Here is a 19,388-nt window from a genome sequence, read left to right as displayed (position 1 = left end):
TTATCCAAGTAATACTAAAAATTGTCAAATATCCTGTAAGTAGTTGCGATGGCTTTACTTGTCTTCAGGCAGTCAATGCTAACCGAATGCTTTCCCAATGAAACGCAAAGCCCTCGCTCTATTTATTCTTGCCGGTTCCATGCTACAGGTCATGCCGAGTCTGGGGCAGATTGCCAGCAAACCAAATATCATTTTTATCCTGGCCGACGATTTAGGTTATGGCGATTTAAGCTGTAATGGAGCTACCAAAGTATCCACGCCTAACATCGACCGACTGGCTAAGGAGGGTATGCGGTTTGAGAATGCCTATTCACCTCACTCCGTTTGTACACCAACCCGCTACGCCCTAATGACGGGTCGCTACGCCTGGCGCACCTGGAACGGCCATCAAACCATCTGGTCGCCCGACCCGATGCTAATTGACACCAACCGACTGACTTTACCCAAAATTCTGCAGGCCAAAGGCTATCATACGGCCCTGCTGGGCAAATGGCACCTGGGTTTCGGACTGCCAGGTACGCCCGGTTGGGATGATTACAAGGGGGCGGATTATAACCTGCCATTAAAGCCGGGGCCGCTGGAAGCCGGATTCGACTATTTCTGGGGGGTGCCGCACGTGGGCTTAAAACCGTTCGTGTACATTGAAAATCACCGTGTAGTGGGCTTGACGAAGGATAAAAACATGCAGATCAAGCTGGATAAACGTTGGGATGGAACTGAGACGTCCTATTATGAACGACTACCTCCCCCAACGCCCAACCATGACTTCATGGGTGAGGAAGATATTCGATATGCCCACCCCGATCTGGGCATTGCCATGACCCATAAAGTCGTGGACTGGATTGAAAAACAAGGGACAAAAAACCGAACGTCGGACCGGCCCTTTTTTCTGTATGTAGCGCACCGGAACATCCATGGCCCACTCGCCCCCCATCAACGGTTCAAAGGGACCAGTTCCATCGGTGTTTACGGCGACTTTATCAACGAACTCGACTGGTCGGTTGGAGAAATACTGAAGGCACTGGACAAAAAAGGGCTAACCAAAAATACCATTGTTATTTTTTCCAGCGACAATGGAGGTGTGCGCTATCCCCAAAATACCCGGAATGCAGAGTTCAATGGTCATAAACCCAATGCGCCGTTTTCCGGACAAAAAACCGAAGCTTATGAAGGTGGGGTACACATTCCGTTGCTGGTTCGGTGGCCGGGCGTTACCAGGGCCCAGACGGTTTCCACTAAGCTGGTAGGCTTGATTGACATGGTGGCTACGGTAGCCGAAATGCAAAAAGTTACCCTGCCCTGGAATGCGGGCGAGGACAGTTATAGTTTCCTGCATGAACTGAAGGGCACAAAACCGGCAAAACCCATTCGGGAGACGCTGGTGGTGGATGGCAAAAGCGGCCTGTTTGCCATCCGACAAGGTCCGTGGAAGTTCATCTCCGGCCAGGGAGGGGGTGGTTATGATTGGGACGAGAAGAAATACATCCGCATGGGGCCGCACTCGTGGGATTACAAATTCGAGCCCGGCAATCCACCCGGTCAGCTTTATAATCTGGAAAGTGACCCCGGCGAAAACGTCAATCTATACGAATCGAACCGAAAAGTGGTGACTGAACTCCGGGCCAAACTACGGGAGATTCAATACAATGGACGAAGCCGTTGACCCGGAACAAGTAAAAAAACGGTGTCCTTTTTCTTCTCTACAAATGAACACTACACGCAGAACGTTTTTAAAGACAACCGCTGGACTGGCCGGGGTGGCCACGTTGGGATTGACGGTCAAAAAAGCCAAACCGCGCCTGGCATTCTCGACGTTGGGCTGCCCGACCTGGCCGTTGGCGAAAATCGTCAAAACCGCCGTTGCCGAAAAGTACGAAGCCATTGAAATCCGGGGATTGGAAAAAGAGATGTTCCTGCCCAAACGCCCGGAGTTCAGCACGTCCATTGCCGAATCACGCCGGTTGTTTGCGGATAATAATCTTAAAATCTGTAACTTAGGTTCGTCGGCTAATCTGCATTGGATGGATGCGGCCAAACGGCAGAAAAACATGGACGAAGCCAAACGCTTCATCGAACTGGCTCAGCAACTGGCCTGCCCGTACGTTCGGGTTTTTCCCAACGATTTACCCAAGGATCAGGATCGGCAGCAAACCATCAATCTCATTAGCGAAAACCTGCTGGAACTGGGAACGTACGCAAAAGATGCCAACGTAACGGTGCTGCTGGAGTCACATGGCGAGGTGGTTTGGAAAGACGTCTTGCTTGAGATTCTGCAAAAGGCCGGGCATCCGAACGTCGGGCTGATCTGGGATATTTTCAATATGTGGTCGGTCACCAAAGAGCCACCGGCGGAGGTGTATCAAACGCTCAAAAAATACATCCGTCATACCCACATCAAAGATGGTCGTATGGTGGCCGGAAAACCCGCCTATACGTTTATTGGCAAAGGCGAAGCCCCGCTTCAGGAAGCGATCGATGCGTTGAAAGCGGGCGGTTATTCTGGCTATTACAGCCTGGAATGGGAAAAAATGTGGCATCCCGAAATCCCGGAGCCGGAACTGGCTTTTGCTGATTATCCGAAAGCCATCCAGCACTATTTTTAGCCATGGAACACTCCGTAGCCACTGCCACGAATAAACCGGGAAATCGTCGTTCAGCCCATCGGTATGCGCTGCTGGGGCTGTGGTTACTCAGTTGCTGCGTAGCCTCTGCCCAAAGCCGCGATACCCTGCAACTGGCCCAACGCGTATTACCCCAGGCGCAGGTTGAAATCTATAAACAGACCGGGCCAACCGATTTGCGGGCGAGCATCATCTATCCGCCGGATAACCAGCCGGGAAAAACATACCCGGCCCTCGTTTTCTTTTTTGGGGGCGGCTGGGTCCGCGGGCGTGTCACCCAGTTTGAAAAGGCCTGTCATTATTTTGCCGACCGGGGCATGATCACGATTGCGTTCGACTACCGGGTTTCGAGTCGGCAGCAAACCACGCCGTTTGAAGCCGTGCAGGATGCCCGATCGGCCATGCGCTGGGTGCGCAAAAATGCCAGCCGATTGGGGATTCAGCCGGACCGGATTGTGGCGGCTGGCGGTTCGGCGGGTGGTCATCTGGCTCTGGCGACGGCGGTTTTGGACCTGATCGACGAACCCGGTGAAGATCAGTCGGTCAGCACCAGACCCAGTGCCCTGGTTTTGATGAATCCGGTTACCAAAACAACCGTTGGGGGCTATGGCTACGAACGATTAGGCGACCGGGCAGAATCCCTTTCGCCCGTGGCGCACATACGGCCCGGAATACCGCCCACTATTCTTTTTCATGGCGAGGCCGATACGACGGTGCCGATTCAGAACGCGGAGGAATTTTGTGAACGAATGCAGGCCGCTGGCAACCGTTGCGAATTACACCGCTTTGCCGGACAGAAACACGGTTTCTTTAATGCCAATCAGGAACTCAACCAACAGATTATCGACCTAACGGACCAGTTTTTAACCAGGCTCGGCTATCTGCTCCCCAAAACCAACACGAAATAGCCCTATTTCCTGAACCATCCGATGCAGAAAAGACTACTGGCCCTGGGAGGCTGTCTGGCGTTTAGTGCCGCGCTGGCTTTTCAACTGGCCGACGTCACGACCGACTGGCCCGAATACAATGGCGATGGCTCCCGGAGTCATTACTCGCCACTCGACCAGATCAATCGTACCAACGTCAAGCAGTTGAAAGTAGCCTGGATGTATGCGTCGGGTGGGGCCGATACGTTGCGCAATCGCACCCAGATGCAATGCAATCCCCTCATCATCGATGGCGTCCTGTACGGCGTGTCGGCGAATACACAGGCGTTTGCGGTGGAAGCCGCTATGGGTAAACCCATCTGGAAAACGGCCCTGACCGATAACGGCGGCACCCTCAGCCGGGGGGTTACGTACTGGGCCGATGGTGCCGATCAACGGATTTTCTTTGGAGCCGGTTCGTGGCTACACGCGCTGGATGCCCGAACGGGCAAACTCATCGATGGCTTTGGCGATCACGGACGAATCGACCTGAAAACCGGCATCGAGCGACCCGGTGCCGATCACTACGTGGTGTCCAATACGCCGAATACGATCTACAAAAACCGCATCATCGTCGGTGCCCGGTTTTCGGAAAGTGAAACGGCTTTGCTGGGCGACATTCGGGCGTTCGACACCCGGACGGGCCAACTGGTCTGGACATTCCACACGATTCCGATGAAAGGCGAAGCCGGTTACGAAACCTGGTCGCCGGCCAATCCGCGCCAACGGATTGGGGCGGCTAACCCCTGGATGGGCATGGCGATCGACCGCAAGCGGGGCATTCTTTACGCTCCGACCGGCTCGGCGGCTCACGATTTTTACGGGGGTAATCGGAAAGGCAATAATCTGTATGCCAATTGTTTACTGGCACTCGATGCCGCTACGGGCAAGAAGCTCTGGCACTATCAGCTCGTCCATCACGACATCTGGGACCGTGATCCGCCTGCGCCCCCCAATCTGCTCACCATCACGCAAAAAGGCTCAGACGGGCGGCCCCGCAAAATCGACGTGGTGGCCCTGGTAACGAAGCAGGGCTTTACGTTTGTGTTCGACCGCATCACGGGCAAACCCATTTTCCCGATCAAAGAAACGCCCTTTCCCCAGGAAGCGGTTTCGGGTGAACAGGCGAGCCCGACCCAGCCCATTCCGCAGCGACCCGCCCCGTTTGCCCGTCAGTCTTTTACCGAAAAAGAAATCAATTCGTTTGCTGCCAGCCGCGATTCGTTGGTGGACGTGCTGCGGAAAGCCAATACCGGTCCGTATGTTCCGCTGACGGGTAAGATGACGGTTTTTTTTCCGGGAACCGACGGCGGTGCCCAGTGGGGTGGGGCGGCTACCGATCCCGAAGGCATTCTGTACGTCCCTTCGAAAGAAGTGCCGGTTTATACGTCGCTCATTCCCCGACAGCAGCCATCGCCGAACGCGGGTCAGCAAACCGTGGCGGGTAATGCTCAGTATCAGTTGTATTGCTCGGCCTGCCACGGAACGGACCGCAAAGGCAATCACGATGGATCATACCCCTCGCTGGTGCAGGTGAGCAACCGGCTTTCGCGCGATCAGGTGGTGCAGGTGTTGTTGAAAGGGCGGGGTATGATGCCTTCCTTCTCGCATATTTCGCCAGCCGAGCGCGATGCTGTTGTCGATTTTCTGTTCAACAAAACCGCAGAGAAACCGGTCGTTTCAACGCAAAAAGCGGTGATTCCCTATCAGCACACGGGCTACAACCGCTGGTACGACCGCAACGGCTATCCGGTTAGCAGTCCGCCCTGGGGAACGTTGACGGCGGTTGACCTGAACACCGGCGAACATCGCTGGCAGGTGCCGCTGGGCGAATATCCTGAACTCACGAAAAAAGGCGTGCCGATTACCGGAACCGACAACTACGGAGGCCCCCTGGTTACGGCGGGTGGGCTGGTGTTCATTGCGGCCAGTCGGGATGAGAAATTTCGGGCGTTCGACAAACAGACCGGTCAGGTGGTTTGGGAAATGAAACTACCAGCCGCCGGGTATGCAACCCCCAGTACCTACGTGGTCAATGGTAAACAGTACATCGTGATTGCCTGTGGCGGGGGCAAACTCAACACACGCTCCGGTGATCGATACGTGGCGTTTTGCCTGAGCGATTAGGAGATGATTGACTAAGAAGTACCCATGAATAACCTTATAGTTATGTTTCGACCGATTCTGTTGATGGCAATCATCCTGGGTTGTCTTGCTTTCTATCCTCGTTTTCAGGAGAGTACGGATACCGACTGGCCTGAATACCTGGGTGGTCCCGATCGCAATCACTACTCCCCACTGACCCGGATCGATACCGGCAACGTCCAGAAATTGCAGGTAGCCTGGTCGTATTCGGCTCCCGACACGGGCCAGATGCAGATGAACCCCATCATCGTCAAAGGCGTGCTGTATGGCATTTCCTCGGCTCTCCAGGTCTTTGCCCTCGATGCCGCTACGGGCCGGGAATTATGGCGTTTTGGCGACCCTTTCAAATCGAACACCAGCACTAGCCGGGGCGTAACGTACTGGACCGATGGCAAAGACGACAGCCGTATTTTGTTTACCACAGGCCCGTGGCTTTATGCGCTTGATGAGCAGACCGGCAAACCTATATCCAGCTTCGGCGAAACCGGACGGATCAGTCTTCGTACGGGTCTGGGTGAGCAGGCGAAAAACAAGTTCGTGATATCCAATACGCCCGGAACCATTTTCGAAAACGTCATCATCATGCCGATGCGTTTGTCTGAAGGCTCGGATGCGGCCCCGGGGCATATTCAGGCATTTGATGTCCGGACGGGCAAACTGGCCTGGGTGTTTCATACCATTCCGCATCCCGGTGAATATGGATACGAAACCTGGCCCAAAGAGACCTGGAAAAATACCGACGTGGGGGCTGTCAATAATTGGGCAGGGATGGCCATCGACCGCCAGAGGGGGATTGTCTACGTACCCACGGGTTCGGCGGCTTTCGACTTTTACGGTGGGAACCGCAAAGGCACAAACCTGTTTGCCAATTGCCTGCTGGCCCTCGACGCCCGGACGGGCAGGCGGCTCTGGCATTATCAGTTTGTGCATCACGACATCTGGGATCGGGATTTTCCCTCTCCCCCTAACCTGCTCACGATTGAGCAAAAAGGGGCAGATGGTAAGCCCCGACGGATCGATGCGGTGGCATTGACGACCAAATCGGGGCATGTGCTGGTCTTTGACCGGGTGACGGGTAAATCGTTGTTTCCGATCAAAGAAGTAGCCGTCGAACAAAGCACACTCCCCGGTGAAGCTACCTGGCCTACGCAGCCCAAACCGCTTGGACCCTCACCATTTTCGCGTCAATCACTGACTGAATCGGATATGAACCCTTACAGCACCGATCGGGATTCGCTCACGGCCTTATTTCGGCGGATCAAAAAGGGGTATTACGCTCCACCCGATAAACGGGGCACGCTCGTGTTTCCAGGTATTGACGGAGGAGCCGAGTGGGGTGGCTCGGCCGTCGATCCGAGTGGTATTCTCTACGTCAATGCCAACGAAATGGCCTGGATATTGACCATGATCGACGCACCCAAACAGAGCGAACTGGCTCACCTGAGTGCGGGCGAGCAGGTGTATACGCTCAACTGTTCGGGTTGTCACGGGCGCGATCGCCAGGGCAATGCCCAAAGCGGCTATCCGTCGCTGGTGGAAATCGGGCAACGACGCGACCGCGATTACGTTCGGCAGATTGTGAACAACGGCAAAGGAATGATGCCCGGTTTTACGGCGCTAAAACCGGCTGAAAAACAGGCGCTCATTGCTTTTCTATTCGGTGACGAAAAACAGGAAGTGATGGGGGTAGCGAAAACCGGTTCGGCAACAAAACCGCCATTGCCGTATAAAATCACGGGATATACCAAATTCCTGGATAGCAAAGGCTATCCGGCTATTTCGCCCCCTTGGGGTACGCTGACGGCCATTGACCTGAATACGGGTAAGCGGGTGTGGCAGAATGTACTGGGCGAATATCCTGAACTGAAAGCAGCCGGGACTCCGCCCACAGGCAGCGAAAACTACGGTGGTCCGGTGGTTACGGCAGGTGGGTTGTTGTTCATTGCGGCTACACGGGATGGCATGTTTCGAGCTTACAACAAACGGAACGGCAAGTTACTTTGGGAATACAAACTTCCGGCGGCTGGTTTCGCTACACCCAGTACGTTTCAGCTCGGCGGAAAGCAATACGTCGTGATTGCGTGTGGGGGTACAAAATTAGGGACGAAAAAAGGGAATCAGGTTGTGGCATTCGCCCTGCCTTAACGATATATTGCAATGACTAATCCTTAAATAGTCAAATTATCAATCGGTTACAGCCATGCAAATACCTGTTCTGATTTTATTTTTTCTGGGGTTGTCGATGGTTGGCTTCGGTCAGCGAAGCGTTCAACCTAATATCGTTTTTATTCTGGCCGATGATCTGGGTTGGAAGGATTTGAGTTGTTACGGAAATTCGTTCCATGAAACGCCCTATCTGGATAAACTGGCTCAAAATGGCGTGCGGTTTACCCAGGCCTATGCCGCCTGTCCGGTTTGTTCACCCACCCGGGCTTCGATCATGACGGGGAAATATCCGGCCCGTTTGCGACTGACCAATTACATTGCCGGCAGTCGGGTCGATAAAGCATCGCCCGTCATTCCGCCGAAATGGGAAGCGCAACTGGAGGCCGGAGAGACAACGCTGGCGGAGTTGCTTAAAAGCAAAGGCTACGCTACCGGCATGGTGGGGAAATGGCACCTGCATTCGAAAGAAGCAGGAAAACTTCAGACACAAGGTCCTTGGAGTCAGGGTTTCGACTATAGCCGCATGATTGGCAAAAATGGGCTGGATTATTACAACTATTCTATCCTGAAAGATTCACCCCAACAGACGGATTACGAAGACAACGGGACTACGTACCTGACTGATAAGCTGACGGATTATGGTGTAGAATTTATTCGGCAGAATGCTCAACAGCCGTTCTTTCTCTACCTGGCCTACTCGGCCCCGCATATTTTGATGATTCCCCGCGCCGACAAACTGGGCAAGTACATGCAGAAGTATGATAAATTTGGCGGTAAGTATAACCCTAACTACGGAGCCATGCTGGAAAGTCTGGATGATGGCGTGGGGCGAATTATGCAGACGCTCAAAGAGCAGGGCCTTCTGGCGAATACAATCGTTATTTTTACCTCTGACAATGGCGGACTGGGTATGCCCGAACAGGGACCGACACCAACCAGCAATGAGCCGTTACGAAAATGGAAAGGGCATGTGTATGAAGGGGGAACGCGCGTCCCGGCCATCGTAAGCTGGGAGGGGAAAATCCCCAAAGGCGTCGTTTCGGACACCTATTACAGCAGCATCGATTATCTGCCAACGTTGTGCGAGCTGACGGGAATTACGTCCCTTCCGGCTAAGGTGGATGGCAAAAGCCAGTGGGCGTTGTTTAAAGAACCGGAAAAAGCCAGGATTTCGCAACGGCCGTTGTTCTGGCATTATCCACACTTCTCCAACCAGATGGGCCGTCCGGCAGGAGCCGTGAGGGTTGGCGATTACAAACTGGTCGAACTGTATGAGACCCACAAACTGGAACTCTACAACCTGAAAGAAGATATAGCCGAAGCCAGGGACCTATCGGACCTGATGCCCGAACGAACCCGGCAGATGCACCAATTGCTGGCCGATTGGCGTAACCAAATAAAGGCCCAGATGCCCTTACCCAATCCTGCGTATGGGCAGGCTAAATCCGAAAAGAATTAACGGGTAAGATAACAGTAAGCAAGCCGGGTATCAATACGACTTCTGAAGGCTGACAAGCTGTACAATATTACCTAAAGTGACTGACTATGGCCCGATGTTAAAAGGTGTCGGAAGAGACAAAAAACCATTTCGTACTAAAAAATAATAAAATTTTTCAATAGCCTGTAAGTAGTCGGTTGGGTCTAACTTGTCTTGCATGTGAAACGGGAAAGTATTTTTCCCGGAAGCACTTTTACATTTTTTAGTTATGGTGCAAACCACTTCTGCTTTTCAACAGCCCGACGAACCCAATCGAATCGAACCCAACGTGGATCAGGATTCCCATTCCCCGCGTTCGCCGTCCAATGATGACGAGTTGTTTATTCGAAAGACGTTGCTGGAGAACCCTCAATTGGGCGTAGAACTTTTATACAAGCGATATTACCAGCCGCTTTGCACCCATACCGTACGATTTGTGGGGTCGCGTCAGGTAGCAGAAGACCTGGTTTCCGAAATTTTCTATCAGTTTTATTCAGAGGGCGTATTCGATCAAATCACGACATCGTACCGGGCTTATCTGTTTAGAACCGCCCGAAACCGGGCTTATAACTACCTGCGCTGGGAACTGAGCCGCAAATCACCGCTGGAGGAAGCAACGCCCTTACCCATCCAGGAATTTCGGCAGCCTGACGCCATTACCCAATATGAGGAATTGTGTCAGGATGTCGAAAAAGCCATCAACACCTTGCCGCTGGAACGTCGAAAAATCTACCTGCTTTATCAGTTTGAGGGCCGGAAGTTGCGTGAGATTGCAGATGACCTGCAAATTTCGGTACGAACGGTAGAAGTTCAGGTGTATCGCGCCAGCCAGGCTATTCGAAAACTCCTGAAAGACAAGTGGTTATCGATAGCGCTCATCGCTTTGTTTTGGCCGGTCTAACGGTGGGGCTGCGTATCGTTTCGGTTAACTTAGAAATATGACCTATCATGAATATCCCCATTACGAAAACGCTCCTGTTCGATTACTTTAACGGGAATGCGTCGGCACTTCAAAAACAGACCATTGATGAATGGGCGAAGCAACCGGAAAACGAAGAGTTTTTTTACAAAACGCTGGCTGAATGGGAGCTTACGCATCCTCAGTACATGGTGGATGTTTCGTCAGCCATTGCGCGGTATCACGACTACCTGGCCCAGAAAGAGGGCGAGCAACCCGTGGTAGCGATGCCTACTGAGCCAACTCCCTTTCCAGTCCGGTTTTCGGGCTGGTATATAGCCGCTTCCGTTTCGATTTTACTGCTCATGGGCTGGTGGTTCCGGTCCGAACTGGTTAATCAAACCTATGCCACCGAACCGGGTCAGATCCGGAGCTGGGTGCTAGACGACGGGAGCCGGGTAACGCTCAATGCCAACTCCGTGCTGAAAGTCCCCCGGTTTGGGTTGAAATGGGTCCTTCCGGGCCAGAAAAACCGAGAAGTTTTCCTGACCGGCGAAGCGCAGTTTTCGGTAACGCATACGCAGGATAACCGACGCTTCATTGTAAAAACGCCCAACGGACTGGATGTGGTGGTGTTGGGCACAGAGTTTACCGTGTCGAGTCGGCAGAATCGGATGCAGGTGGTTTTGAATCAGGGCAAAGTGGTGCTGCAACGGGAGACCAACCAGACGATGGCTCCCATCGTTTTGACGCCCGGTGACGTTGTGACCCTGGTCGATGAAAAAATCCAGCGAAAACACGTAGCCGACCCGGAGCGGTTTTCGGCCTGGAAAGATGAGCTGTTTGTATTTGACTCAATGCCACTGAGCCAGGTTGCCCAACTCCTGCGCGACAATTATGGTCTGCACGTTTCCATTCCTGATCCGGCGCTGGCGCACGAAACGGTTTCGGGTTCGTTCAAAGCCACCAACGCGGATGAACTGTTGATTTCCATATCGAAAGCGTTGGACATTCAGGCTGTTCGTCGGGGTAAAAAAGTGATCTTCTCGGCCCGGGCCAACGATTAAATCTGCCTCCTTTAACATCCTAATACCTTTTTTCAATGAGAACATTGATATACCTTAAATCGCTACTGGTATTGACAAACCTGTCCTTTTCAGTTTGCCCGGCCCAGACATTAGCCACTTCCCGTATTCAGAAACGTGCTCATGAACAGACAGTGGCTACGGTAAAACTCAGTCAGTTGCTTCGGAATATAAAGAGCCACTACAGTGTCGATGTGCTCTACGCCGACCGGGTGGTACGGCACATTCAGGTGCTATCGTCAACCGTTAACTGGAGCCTGAGTCTGGAACAAAATCTGACGAAACTCCTACAGCCGCACAACCTGGCATTCTCCAAACAGGGAAGCGGATCTTACGTCATTTTTGCCCTGCCGAAAGAAGCCAAAACCGCTCCCGCTCTGAAGCTGCTACCCGAAATACCGGAGGCTGGTCGGCTGGAAATGCTTTCCGTACCTGCCAGCGATAACCACCCAGCGATTCACCGACCGCTGATTTCGGAAACCGCACCGAAAGACGTACCGATTTCGGGCAACGTTACGGATGAAAAAGGCGAAGGTTTACCAGGAGTTAGTGTCGTCGTGAAGGGAACCCAACGCGGAGCGACGACTGATGTGAACGGAAAATACAGCCTCAGCGTGCCTAATGCGCAGGCTACACTCGTGTTTTCGTTCGTCGGGTACGTATCCAAAGAAGTAACCGTAGGGAATCAAACCCAGATCAATGTTTCGCTGCAAACCGATACCAAAGCGTTGGAAGAGGTGGTGGTGGTGGGCTATGGCACCCAGAAGAAAGTGAATATGACCGGAGCCGTTTCAACGATCGATATGGCTAAAGTGGCTGAAAGCCGGCCGATTACCTCCGTTTCGTCCAGTCTGTATGGTCTGGCTCCCGGCTTGTCGGTCAATCAGGGCAATGGCCGGCCGGGTGGCGATGGTGCTTCGCTACTGATTCGGGGTTCGGGTACGCTGAACAATGCCAGCCCCCTGGTGATTGTCGATGGGGTCGAGTCGAACATGAATAACCTCAACCCGCAGGATATTGAAACGGTTTCCATTCTGAAAGACGCGGCATCGGCGGCTATCTACGGGTCGCGGGCGGCCAATGGCGTGATTCTAATTACGACCAAGAAGGGGAAGGAAGGAACGATGAAGATCAACTACAATGGTTATGTAGCGGCTCAAAAAGCCACGCGTCTGGTTGAAACGGTCAGCGATTATGCCCGGCATATGGAACTTTACAACGAGTCTCAGCAGAACACGACGCCCGGTGTTAGCCCCATTTTCCCGCAGTCGTCGATCGATCTGTGGAAAAACGATGCCGGAAAAAATCCGTTGATGTATCCCAATACCGACTGGCGTGACCTGTTTGGTCAAAATGTAATATCACAGAACCACAATGTATCGATCAACGGGGGCACCGAAAAGATTAAGTTTTTCAGTTCGTTCGGGTATCTGAACAATCCCGGTATCATCGAAAATACGGGCTTTCGGCGGTATTCGGGCCGGGTAAATTTGGAAGCCAAAGTAAAACCGTACCTAACGCTCGGTTTGCTGGCCAGCGGCACCAACTCCAGCACGGATATTGGAACGGATGCGCTCGACAACAACAGTGCCTTCCGCTGGAGTGCATCCACGTCGCCGGCGATGGTCTATCGCTCTCCCGACGGACGCTACGGGGCTTCCAACAGCCCCGATGGCAGTGGAGTCACAAACAACGCGCTGGCAACGGTCAACTCCCGGAAAGGCGACATTAACCAGAACCGGTTGGCGACCCGCTTTTTCGGTGTTTTCAATCCTGTAAAAGGACTTACGCTGGAAGGCTCTTTTAACTACGAGAAAACCGGCTACCTGAAAGAACAACAACCGGTATTTCTAGATCGCTGGAGCTTCCGCACCAACTCTATTGTGGTGGCCGGAACGGGTCGTACGTATGCACTGAACCGCAGCGAACAGACGGCTCGTAAGTACATGGATGGGATCATCCGTTACCAGACCACGATTGCCAATAGGCTAAATATCCATGCCATGGCCGGCGCAAGCCAGGAGTATTATAAATCGTCGTGGTTTGAGGCCCAAAAATTTGACCTGACCGATCCGTCACTGACCGTATTGAATGCCGCTACGGTTGATGCCGATGCATCGGGTACGGCCAGTGACTGGGGAATGAACTCCTATTTCGGCCGGCTGAATCTGGGTTGGAAAGAGAAGTATTTGCTCGAAGCAAACATCCGTTACGATGGTTCATCCCGCTTTAAAGCCGGGGATACCCGCTGGGGGATGTTCCCTTCGATTTCGGCCGGTTGGCGGATTTCGGAAGAACCTTTCATGAAAGGCATCAATTGGCTGGATAACCTCAAGTTTCGGGCATCCTACGGAGCCTTGGGCAATAACAGCATCGGAAACTACGATTACCAGGCCCTGTATGCTTCGTCGAACTACGTTCTAAACGGTACGTTGCAAACGGGATTTGCCCAAACGGCCATTGCCAATTCCATCATCACCTGGGAGAGTACCTACGTGACCAACCTCGGTTTCGACTTTGGTTTCTTCCGAAACCGGCTGTCAGGCTCGCTGGAACTTTTCGACAAGGACACCCGCAATATTCTGATCAACCTACCAGCCCCTAATGTGCGTGGTACAGCCTCGCTGCCGCAGCAGAATGCGGCCCGCGTGCGGAACCGTGGCGTCGAGCTTGCCCTCAACTGGAATGACCGGATCGGAGAGGTCAGGTACCAGATTGGCGGGAACATGGCCTTTATCAACAACGAAGTAACGAAGTTTAAGGGCGATGAACGCACCATTTCGAACGAAAATCTATTGCAGGAGGGACTACCGGCTAACGCCCTGTTCGTGCTGGCAACGGATCGGATTCTGCAAACGGAGTCGGATATGGCCCTGGTAAAGCAGATGATCGATAATGCACCCGTCAATGCTTCAGGTCAGAGAGTGAACCCGTTTGCTGCTTTTGGTACCCCACAACTGGGCGATTTGCTCTACAAAGACCTGAATGGCGATGGCATCATTAATAACGACGACAAATACGTGGTGGGGCATGGCACATCCCCCCGGTTTACGTACGGGATGAACTTCGGGCTTCAGTGGAAAGGTTTCGATTTCTCCTGCCTGCTACAAGGCATCGGTGGCTTTAAAGATTACTGGCTCGACGACTGGCGGACGCCTACCCCGGCTAATCTGTATTTAATCAATAAAGACGTGGCCGACGGTCGGTGGACACCGGGACGTACCGATGCCAGCTATCCACGGTTATTGTTGTCGACGTCTATGATTAACCGGGCCATCAGTGACTTCTGGATCGTCGATAAATCGTACCTGCGGGTGAAAAACCTCCAGCTTGGCTATCGCCTGCCGAAGTCGATTACGCAAAAAATGACCCTTGAAGGGCTTCGGGTCTATTGCAGCCTGGAAAACTTCCTGACGTTTACCAACTACAAAGGTTTTGACCCGGAGACCCGGGGGGGCAATTCGGGCATTGATAGCTTTAACTACCCGACCATGAAACAGTCTACTGTAGGCTTAAGCATTGATTTTTAAACCAGAACCAACTATGAAACGCTATACAAAATTCCTTTTAATCGTGCCACTGGCTCTGCTGATCGGTTGTGTTCAGTTGGATACCGTACCGTACGACCGGATCAGTTCCGAAACATTCTGGCAAACGCCCGAACACGCCAAACAAGCCATCATGGGGGTGTATGGGGGCCTTCGTCGTGATGATTTGTACGGCAAAAAGTACATGCACGATAACATGGGTGGCCTGGCCTTCGGATGGCAGGAAAATGGTTACCTGAGCTTCATGCTGGGTACGGCTACCGAACAAACGACGTATATCGGCAATTTCTGGCGGCATCAGTACGATGAAATTCAACGGTCGAATCAGGTAATTCGCCGGGTTCCGGACATGCCTGTCGATGATGCGGTTAAAAAGCCGGTTGTGGCCGAAGCGAAATTTCTGCGGGCGCTCCACTATGCCGAACTCCTCAGCTATTTTGGTGGGGTACCGGTCTACGACGAGTCGGTTGATTTGAACGCGGATTTCAACAATCTGAAAAACCCACGTAGTTCGGTTGAAGAGGTTCGTGCTTTTATTGTGAAAGACCTGACCGACGCCATTGTGGACTTGCCGGTTGCCTGGCCGCAGGCCGAATACGGACGGGCGACCAAAGGCGCTGCTTATGCATTACGGGGCAAAGTGTATTTATATGCCAAAGACTGGAAAAACGCCATTGCCGATTTTGAGGAAATCGTTTCTAACAAGTCGAACAATTACGGCTATGCGCTTTACCCCAGCTATGCCGACCTCTTTAAGCTGGCGGGTCATAAAAGCAGCGAGATGATTTTTGCCGTCCAGACGCTCGGTGGGGTAGGGCTGGAGTATGGCATCCCGTATGCCTACAACACCGGTTTCAGAGGTTCGTTTGGAGGGGGAAACTTTGGCATGCCCACCACAGAACTGGCCGATAGTTACGAAAACAAAGACGGTTCCCGGTTTAACTGGAATGACGTTATTCCCAAATTCAATGAAGACAATGCGGTTAAGCGGAAAACTTTTTGGGCTACGCATACCAACGGCAAGCTAACGTCCATACCCGATACGGCTTTGCTGGGCAAAATATACCGGGGTCGTGATCCGCGTATGAACGCTGCTCTGATTGTGCCGTATTCCTATCACCTTGGTTTTGTGGCCAATCAGGTCCGGATGTTGCAGTTTGTGGTAGCGGCTGGAGTGAGCGAAAACTTCGGGCAATGCCGTAATAATTCGGGCTGGTTTACCTACCTGTGGCGCAAGTTTACACCGGAAGGGAACGAAAATGGAGCCATGAGCGTCCGCGAACACACGCCTTTCAACTTCCCCATTATCCGGTATGCCGACGTCCTGCTGATGTTGTCGGAAGCCTACAACGAAGACGGGCAACTGGCGAAAGCCATTATTGAACTCAACAAAGTCCGGACCCGCGTCGGAATGCCGGGTCTGAATAGTGGACCTGCCGTGTTGGCGGTTACCACCAAAGCCCAGCTGTTCGACCGGATTGCCCACGAACGAAAAGTCGAACTGGCGGGCGAAGGCCATCAGTTCAGCGATGTTCGGCGGTGGGGAATTGCGAAGGCACAACTCGATGGTACGGTTATTCGAAACCTGTTTGGCGAACCGCATTTCGTTCGCAAATTCACCGATCGCGATTACCTGTGGCCGATTCCCCGCACCGAAATAGAAATGAACGCAGCGCTGACCCAGAACCCTGGCTGGTAAGATTGAAACTATTCATCATAGGTTGGTAAATAAGAAAGCCAGCATAGCACTGCTCGCTGGCTTTCTCCCGGTATTGAGTCGACGTTTATAGGTGAACGTTTGTTAGCGCGTTTTGTAGAGAAGGCGTATTGACCTGACAGCTATGTTGTGCCTTTCTGGGAAAGGAATTAGATAAAAAGCGTTTCCTGTTCTCGAAGTGGAAAAATGAATAGACTATGTATGGCTTATCGACAACTTCGATCCGTTCGATCTGGAACGACCTGGAAGCAACTCCTGGTACTTTGCAGCCTATGTCTGCTGTTGCCGGGCCGAATCGTGGCGCAGAAAGAATACAATGTCTTGCAAAACTGGTTTCTGCTCCGTTCCGACGACAACGCGTTGTTTCGGCATCTGCTCCGGCAATCCACGAATCACCTCGAAAAACGGACCGCAACCGTTGCTCGCATCAATACCCTGAACGACTGGAAAAAGCGCCAGCAATGGGCCCGGCAAACGTTACGGGATGCCATCGGCCCATTTCCCGAACGGACTCCGCTCAATGCCAAAACCGTACGGGTGCTGCATAAAAAAGGGTACCGGGTCGAACACCTGATCTATGAATCGCAGCCGGGTTTCTATGTGCCTGCTACCTTGTTTGTGCCGGAACCGTTGACCGGAAAAGCACCGGGCATCGTGTATTGCAGCGGTCACTCGCCCACGGGCTATAAGGCGCATCCCTACCAGCAGGTGTTGCTGAATCTGGTGCAGAAAGGCTTTGTGGTGCTGGCGTTCGAAGCCGTTGGGCAGGGGGAGCGATTGGAATATGGTGATGAAAAAACGGGTAAATCGTTCGTTGGGAGTCCAACCCGTGAACACGATATGCCAGGTGTGCAGACGTTCATTTCGGGGAGTTGCCAGGCGCGTTACATGCTATGGGATGGCATTCGGGCACTCGATTATTTGCTGACTCGCCCCGAGGTCGACCCGGCACGGATCGGCATGACGGGTCGTTCGGGCGGAGGTACGCAAACCGCCTTTATCGGTGCCCTCGACGACCGGATTCTGGCAACGGCCCCCGAATGTTACATCACCAATTTTACGCGTTTGTTGCAGGCCCTCGGCCCACCCGACGCCGAACAGAACCTGCCGAATATTATTGGCCGGGCGTTTGACGAACCCGACTTTCTGCTGGCTCGCGCGCCCAAACCGACGCTGATGATCACGACGCTGAACGACTATTTCAACCATCAGGGCTCGCGCGATACCCATGCCGAAGTGTCGCGCATCTATCAGGCCTATGGAAAACCGGAAAACTTCGGCATGGTCGAAGACATTGCGGCCCACGCATCGACCCGGAAGAACCGCGAAGCGATGTACGCGTTTTTTCAGAAAACACTCCGTAACCCCGGCAACGCGCAGGAAGATTCGGTCGAGTACCTGACGACGGAAGAAATTCAGGTAACACCCACCGGCCAGGTATCGACCTCGCAGAAAACCGAAACTATCTTTAGCCTGAATGCGCGTCAGGCGGATAAGCTATTGGCTGATTTGCAAAAGGCCCGGAAAAATCCGGGTGTGCATCTGCCCAACGTGGTTCGTGAGGCCCAAAAGCTGTCGGGCTATCTAGCACCCAATCCGGACGATAAACCCGTTTTTGTGGGTGTGCTTCCGAAAAAAGGGTTTCAGATTGAGAAACAGTTTATCAAAGGCGAAGGAGATTATGTCATTCCATACCTGCTCTATGTTCCATCGAAGCCCAACGGAAAGGCGGTTATTTACGTCTCGCCCAAAGGCAAAGCTAGCCTAACCAGTAATGAGGAAGTACTGACCCTGGTCAACGGCGGATGCCACGTCCTGCTTCCCGACCTAATTGGGACGGGTGAAACCGGGCCGGGTCAATGGGCGGGCAGCAACTATTTTCAACATGTGAAGATGGATGGTCTGGGGTATGATCTCTGGTACGGCTCGGTGCTGATTGGCCGTAGTTTAGTGGGATTAAGAGCAGGCGATGTGGTCAAACTGGTGAAGTTGCTGAAAAGAAAGGGAGCTACTGATGTGGGAGGCATTGCGGTTCGGGAACTTTCGCCGGTGCTTCTCCATGCGGCAGCGTTTGAGCCGGCCATTAGTCGTGTTGCCTTGCTTAATCCGTACGTATCGTACCATTCAATAACCGCTCATCAATTTTATAACCTCGATTTCATTGAAGGGACTGTTTCGGCGGCTCTCACGGCCTACGACCTGGCCGATCTGGCGGCCAGCCTGGCTCCCCGCAAACTATTGATGACCAATGTAACCGATGGGAAAGGCAGTGAGCAAACTCAGGACGTGCTTCAGAACGAGCTGTCGTTTGTGACATCGACCTACCAACACGCCGGGTTTCCCCGGGCCTTTCATTTGACGACCGGCGACGCGAACAACGAAATACTCAACGACTTTTTTGCTGATTGGATGAAATGAAACAACCCGTCTGACAACACTTTACTGTAGTCAATCGCACGTCCGTTACGAATCTGCGAGAAAAAAGCAGATTGACCGTGAGCAGCCATCCTGAAAACAGGTTGGACTGGCTTCTGCTACCCTTTTGAAATTCCTCAACCCTCCTTTATCATGTTATGAAAGCCTTGAAACTTACATCCATTTCACTTTTTTGTGTACTCCTGTCTTTCAATATTTTGACCTATGCACAATCCTTTACACCTACTCCTGCCGTGCTGACCCAGGCGCTCAGTTCCACCCTGGTTCGTTGGTCTGCGGATCCTGCGCCCGGCACAGAGTATACGGACTATAATGTGCTGGTTACGGGCCGGGCGATGAATTACCTGGCTTTAGTTGCGTATCATAATC

At 52.7% G+C, this 19,388-nt stretch carries 11 protein-coding genes; all 11 read left to right on the top strand.

Annotation, left to right across the window (positions count from 1 at the left end):
- Positions 1–97 precede the first annotated feature (97 nt).
- The 11 genes from DUE52_RS22110 to DUE52_RS22060 all read left to right on the top strand — a co-directional run bounded on the left by DUE52_RS22110 (position 98) and on the right by DUE52_RS22060 (position 19,001).
- The gene (locus DUE52_RS22110; protein ID WP_114408233.1) at positions 98–1,663 is read left to right on the top strand and encodes a sulfatase family protein; all 1,566 of its coding nucleotides are present in this window, start codon (positions 98–100) and stop codon (positions 1,661–1,663) included.
- Between the two features lie 43 nt (positions 1,664–1,706).
- A complete protein-coding gene (locus tag DUE52_RS22105) occupies positions 1,707–2,603 on the top strand; it encodes a TIM barrel protein (RefSeq protein WP_114408246.1) in 897 nt (298 codons plus the stop codon).
- A gap of 2 nt (positions 2,604–2,605) precedes the next feature.
- Positions 2,606–3,529, top strand: a complete 924-nt coding sequence (locus DUE52_RS22100; RefSeq protein WP_114408232.1) for an alpha/beta hydrolase — start codon at positions 2,606–2,608, stop codon at positions 3,527–3,529.
- Positions 3,530–3,550: 21 nt separating this feature from the next.
- Positions 3,551–5,674 (top strand): outer membrane protein assembly factor BamB family protein, encoded by a 2,124-nt coding sequence (locus DUE52_RS22095; protein WP_114408231.1) that lies wholly within the window; start codon positions 3,551–3,553, stop codon positions 5,672–5,674.
- A 24-nt stretch (positions 5,675–5,698) separates the two neighbouring features.
- On the top strand, positions 5,699–7,837 hold the full coding sequence (locus DUE52_RS22090; RefSeq protein ID WP_374755917.1) for an outer membrane protein assembly factor BamB family protein: 2,139 nt from the start codon (positions 5,699–5,701) through the stop codon (positions 7,835–7,837).
- Positions 7,838–7,892: 55 nt separating this feature from the next.
- Positions 7,893–9,317: a sulfatase gene (locus tag DUE52_RS22085; RefSeq protein ID WP_114408229.1), complete on the top strand. Its 1,425-nt coding sequence runs from the start codon at positions 7,893–7,895 to the stop codon at positions 9,315–9,317.
- Between the two features lie 247 nt (positions 9,318–9,564).
- Positions 9,565–10,236 carry an RNA polymerase sigma factor gene (locus tag DUE52_RS22080; RefSeq protein WP_114408228.1) on the top strand — a complete coding sequence of 224 codons (672 nt, stop codon included), beginning with the start codon at positions 9,565–9,567 and terminating at the stop codon, positions 10,234–10,236.
- A gap of 47 nt (positions 10,237–10,283) precedes the next feature.
- On the top strand, positions 10,284–11,300 hold the full coding sequence (locus tag DUE52_RS22075; protein ID WP_114408227.1) for a FecR family protein: 1,017 nt from the start codon (positions 10,284–10,286) through the stop codon (positions 11,298–11,300).
- Between the two features lie 152 nt (positions 11,301–11,452).
- Positions 11,453–14,848, top strand: coding sequence for a SusC/RagA family TonB-linked outer membrane protein (locus tag DUE52_RS22070; RefSeq protein WP_229312261.1), 3,396 nt, complete (start codon positions 11,453–11,455; stop codon positions 14,846–14,848).
- Positions 14,849–14,861: 13 nt separating this feature from the next.
- Positions 14,862–16,565: a RagB/SusD family nutrient uptake outer membrane protein gene (locus DUE52_RS22065; protein ID WP_114408225.1), complete on the top strand. Its 1,704-nt coding sequence runs from the start codon at positions 14,862–14,864 to the stop codon at positions 16,563–16,565.
- A 219-nt stretch (positions 16,566–16,784) separates the two neighbouring features.
- A complete protein-coding gene (locus DUE52_RS22060; RefSeq protein ID WP_165840996.1) occupies positions 16,785–19,001 on the top strand; it encodes an alpha/beta hydrolase family protein in 2,217 nt (738 codons plus the stop codon).
- Positions 19,002–19,388: the final 387 nt, after the last annotated feature.

Origin of the sequence: Larkinella punicea (genome assembly GCF_003334855.1) — a bacterium.
GTDB lineage: Bacteria > Bacteroidota > Bacteroidia > Cytophagales > Spirosomataceae > Larkinella > Larkinella punicea.
This window is presented reverse-complemented; position numbering and strand designations above follow the sequence as displayed.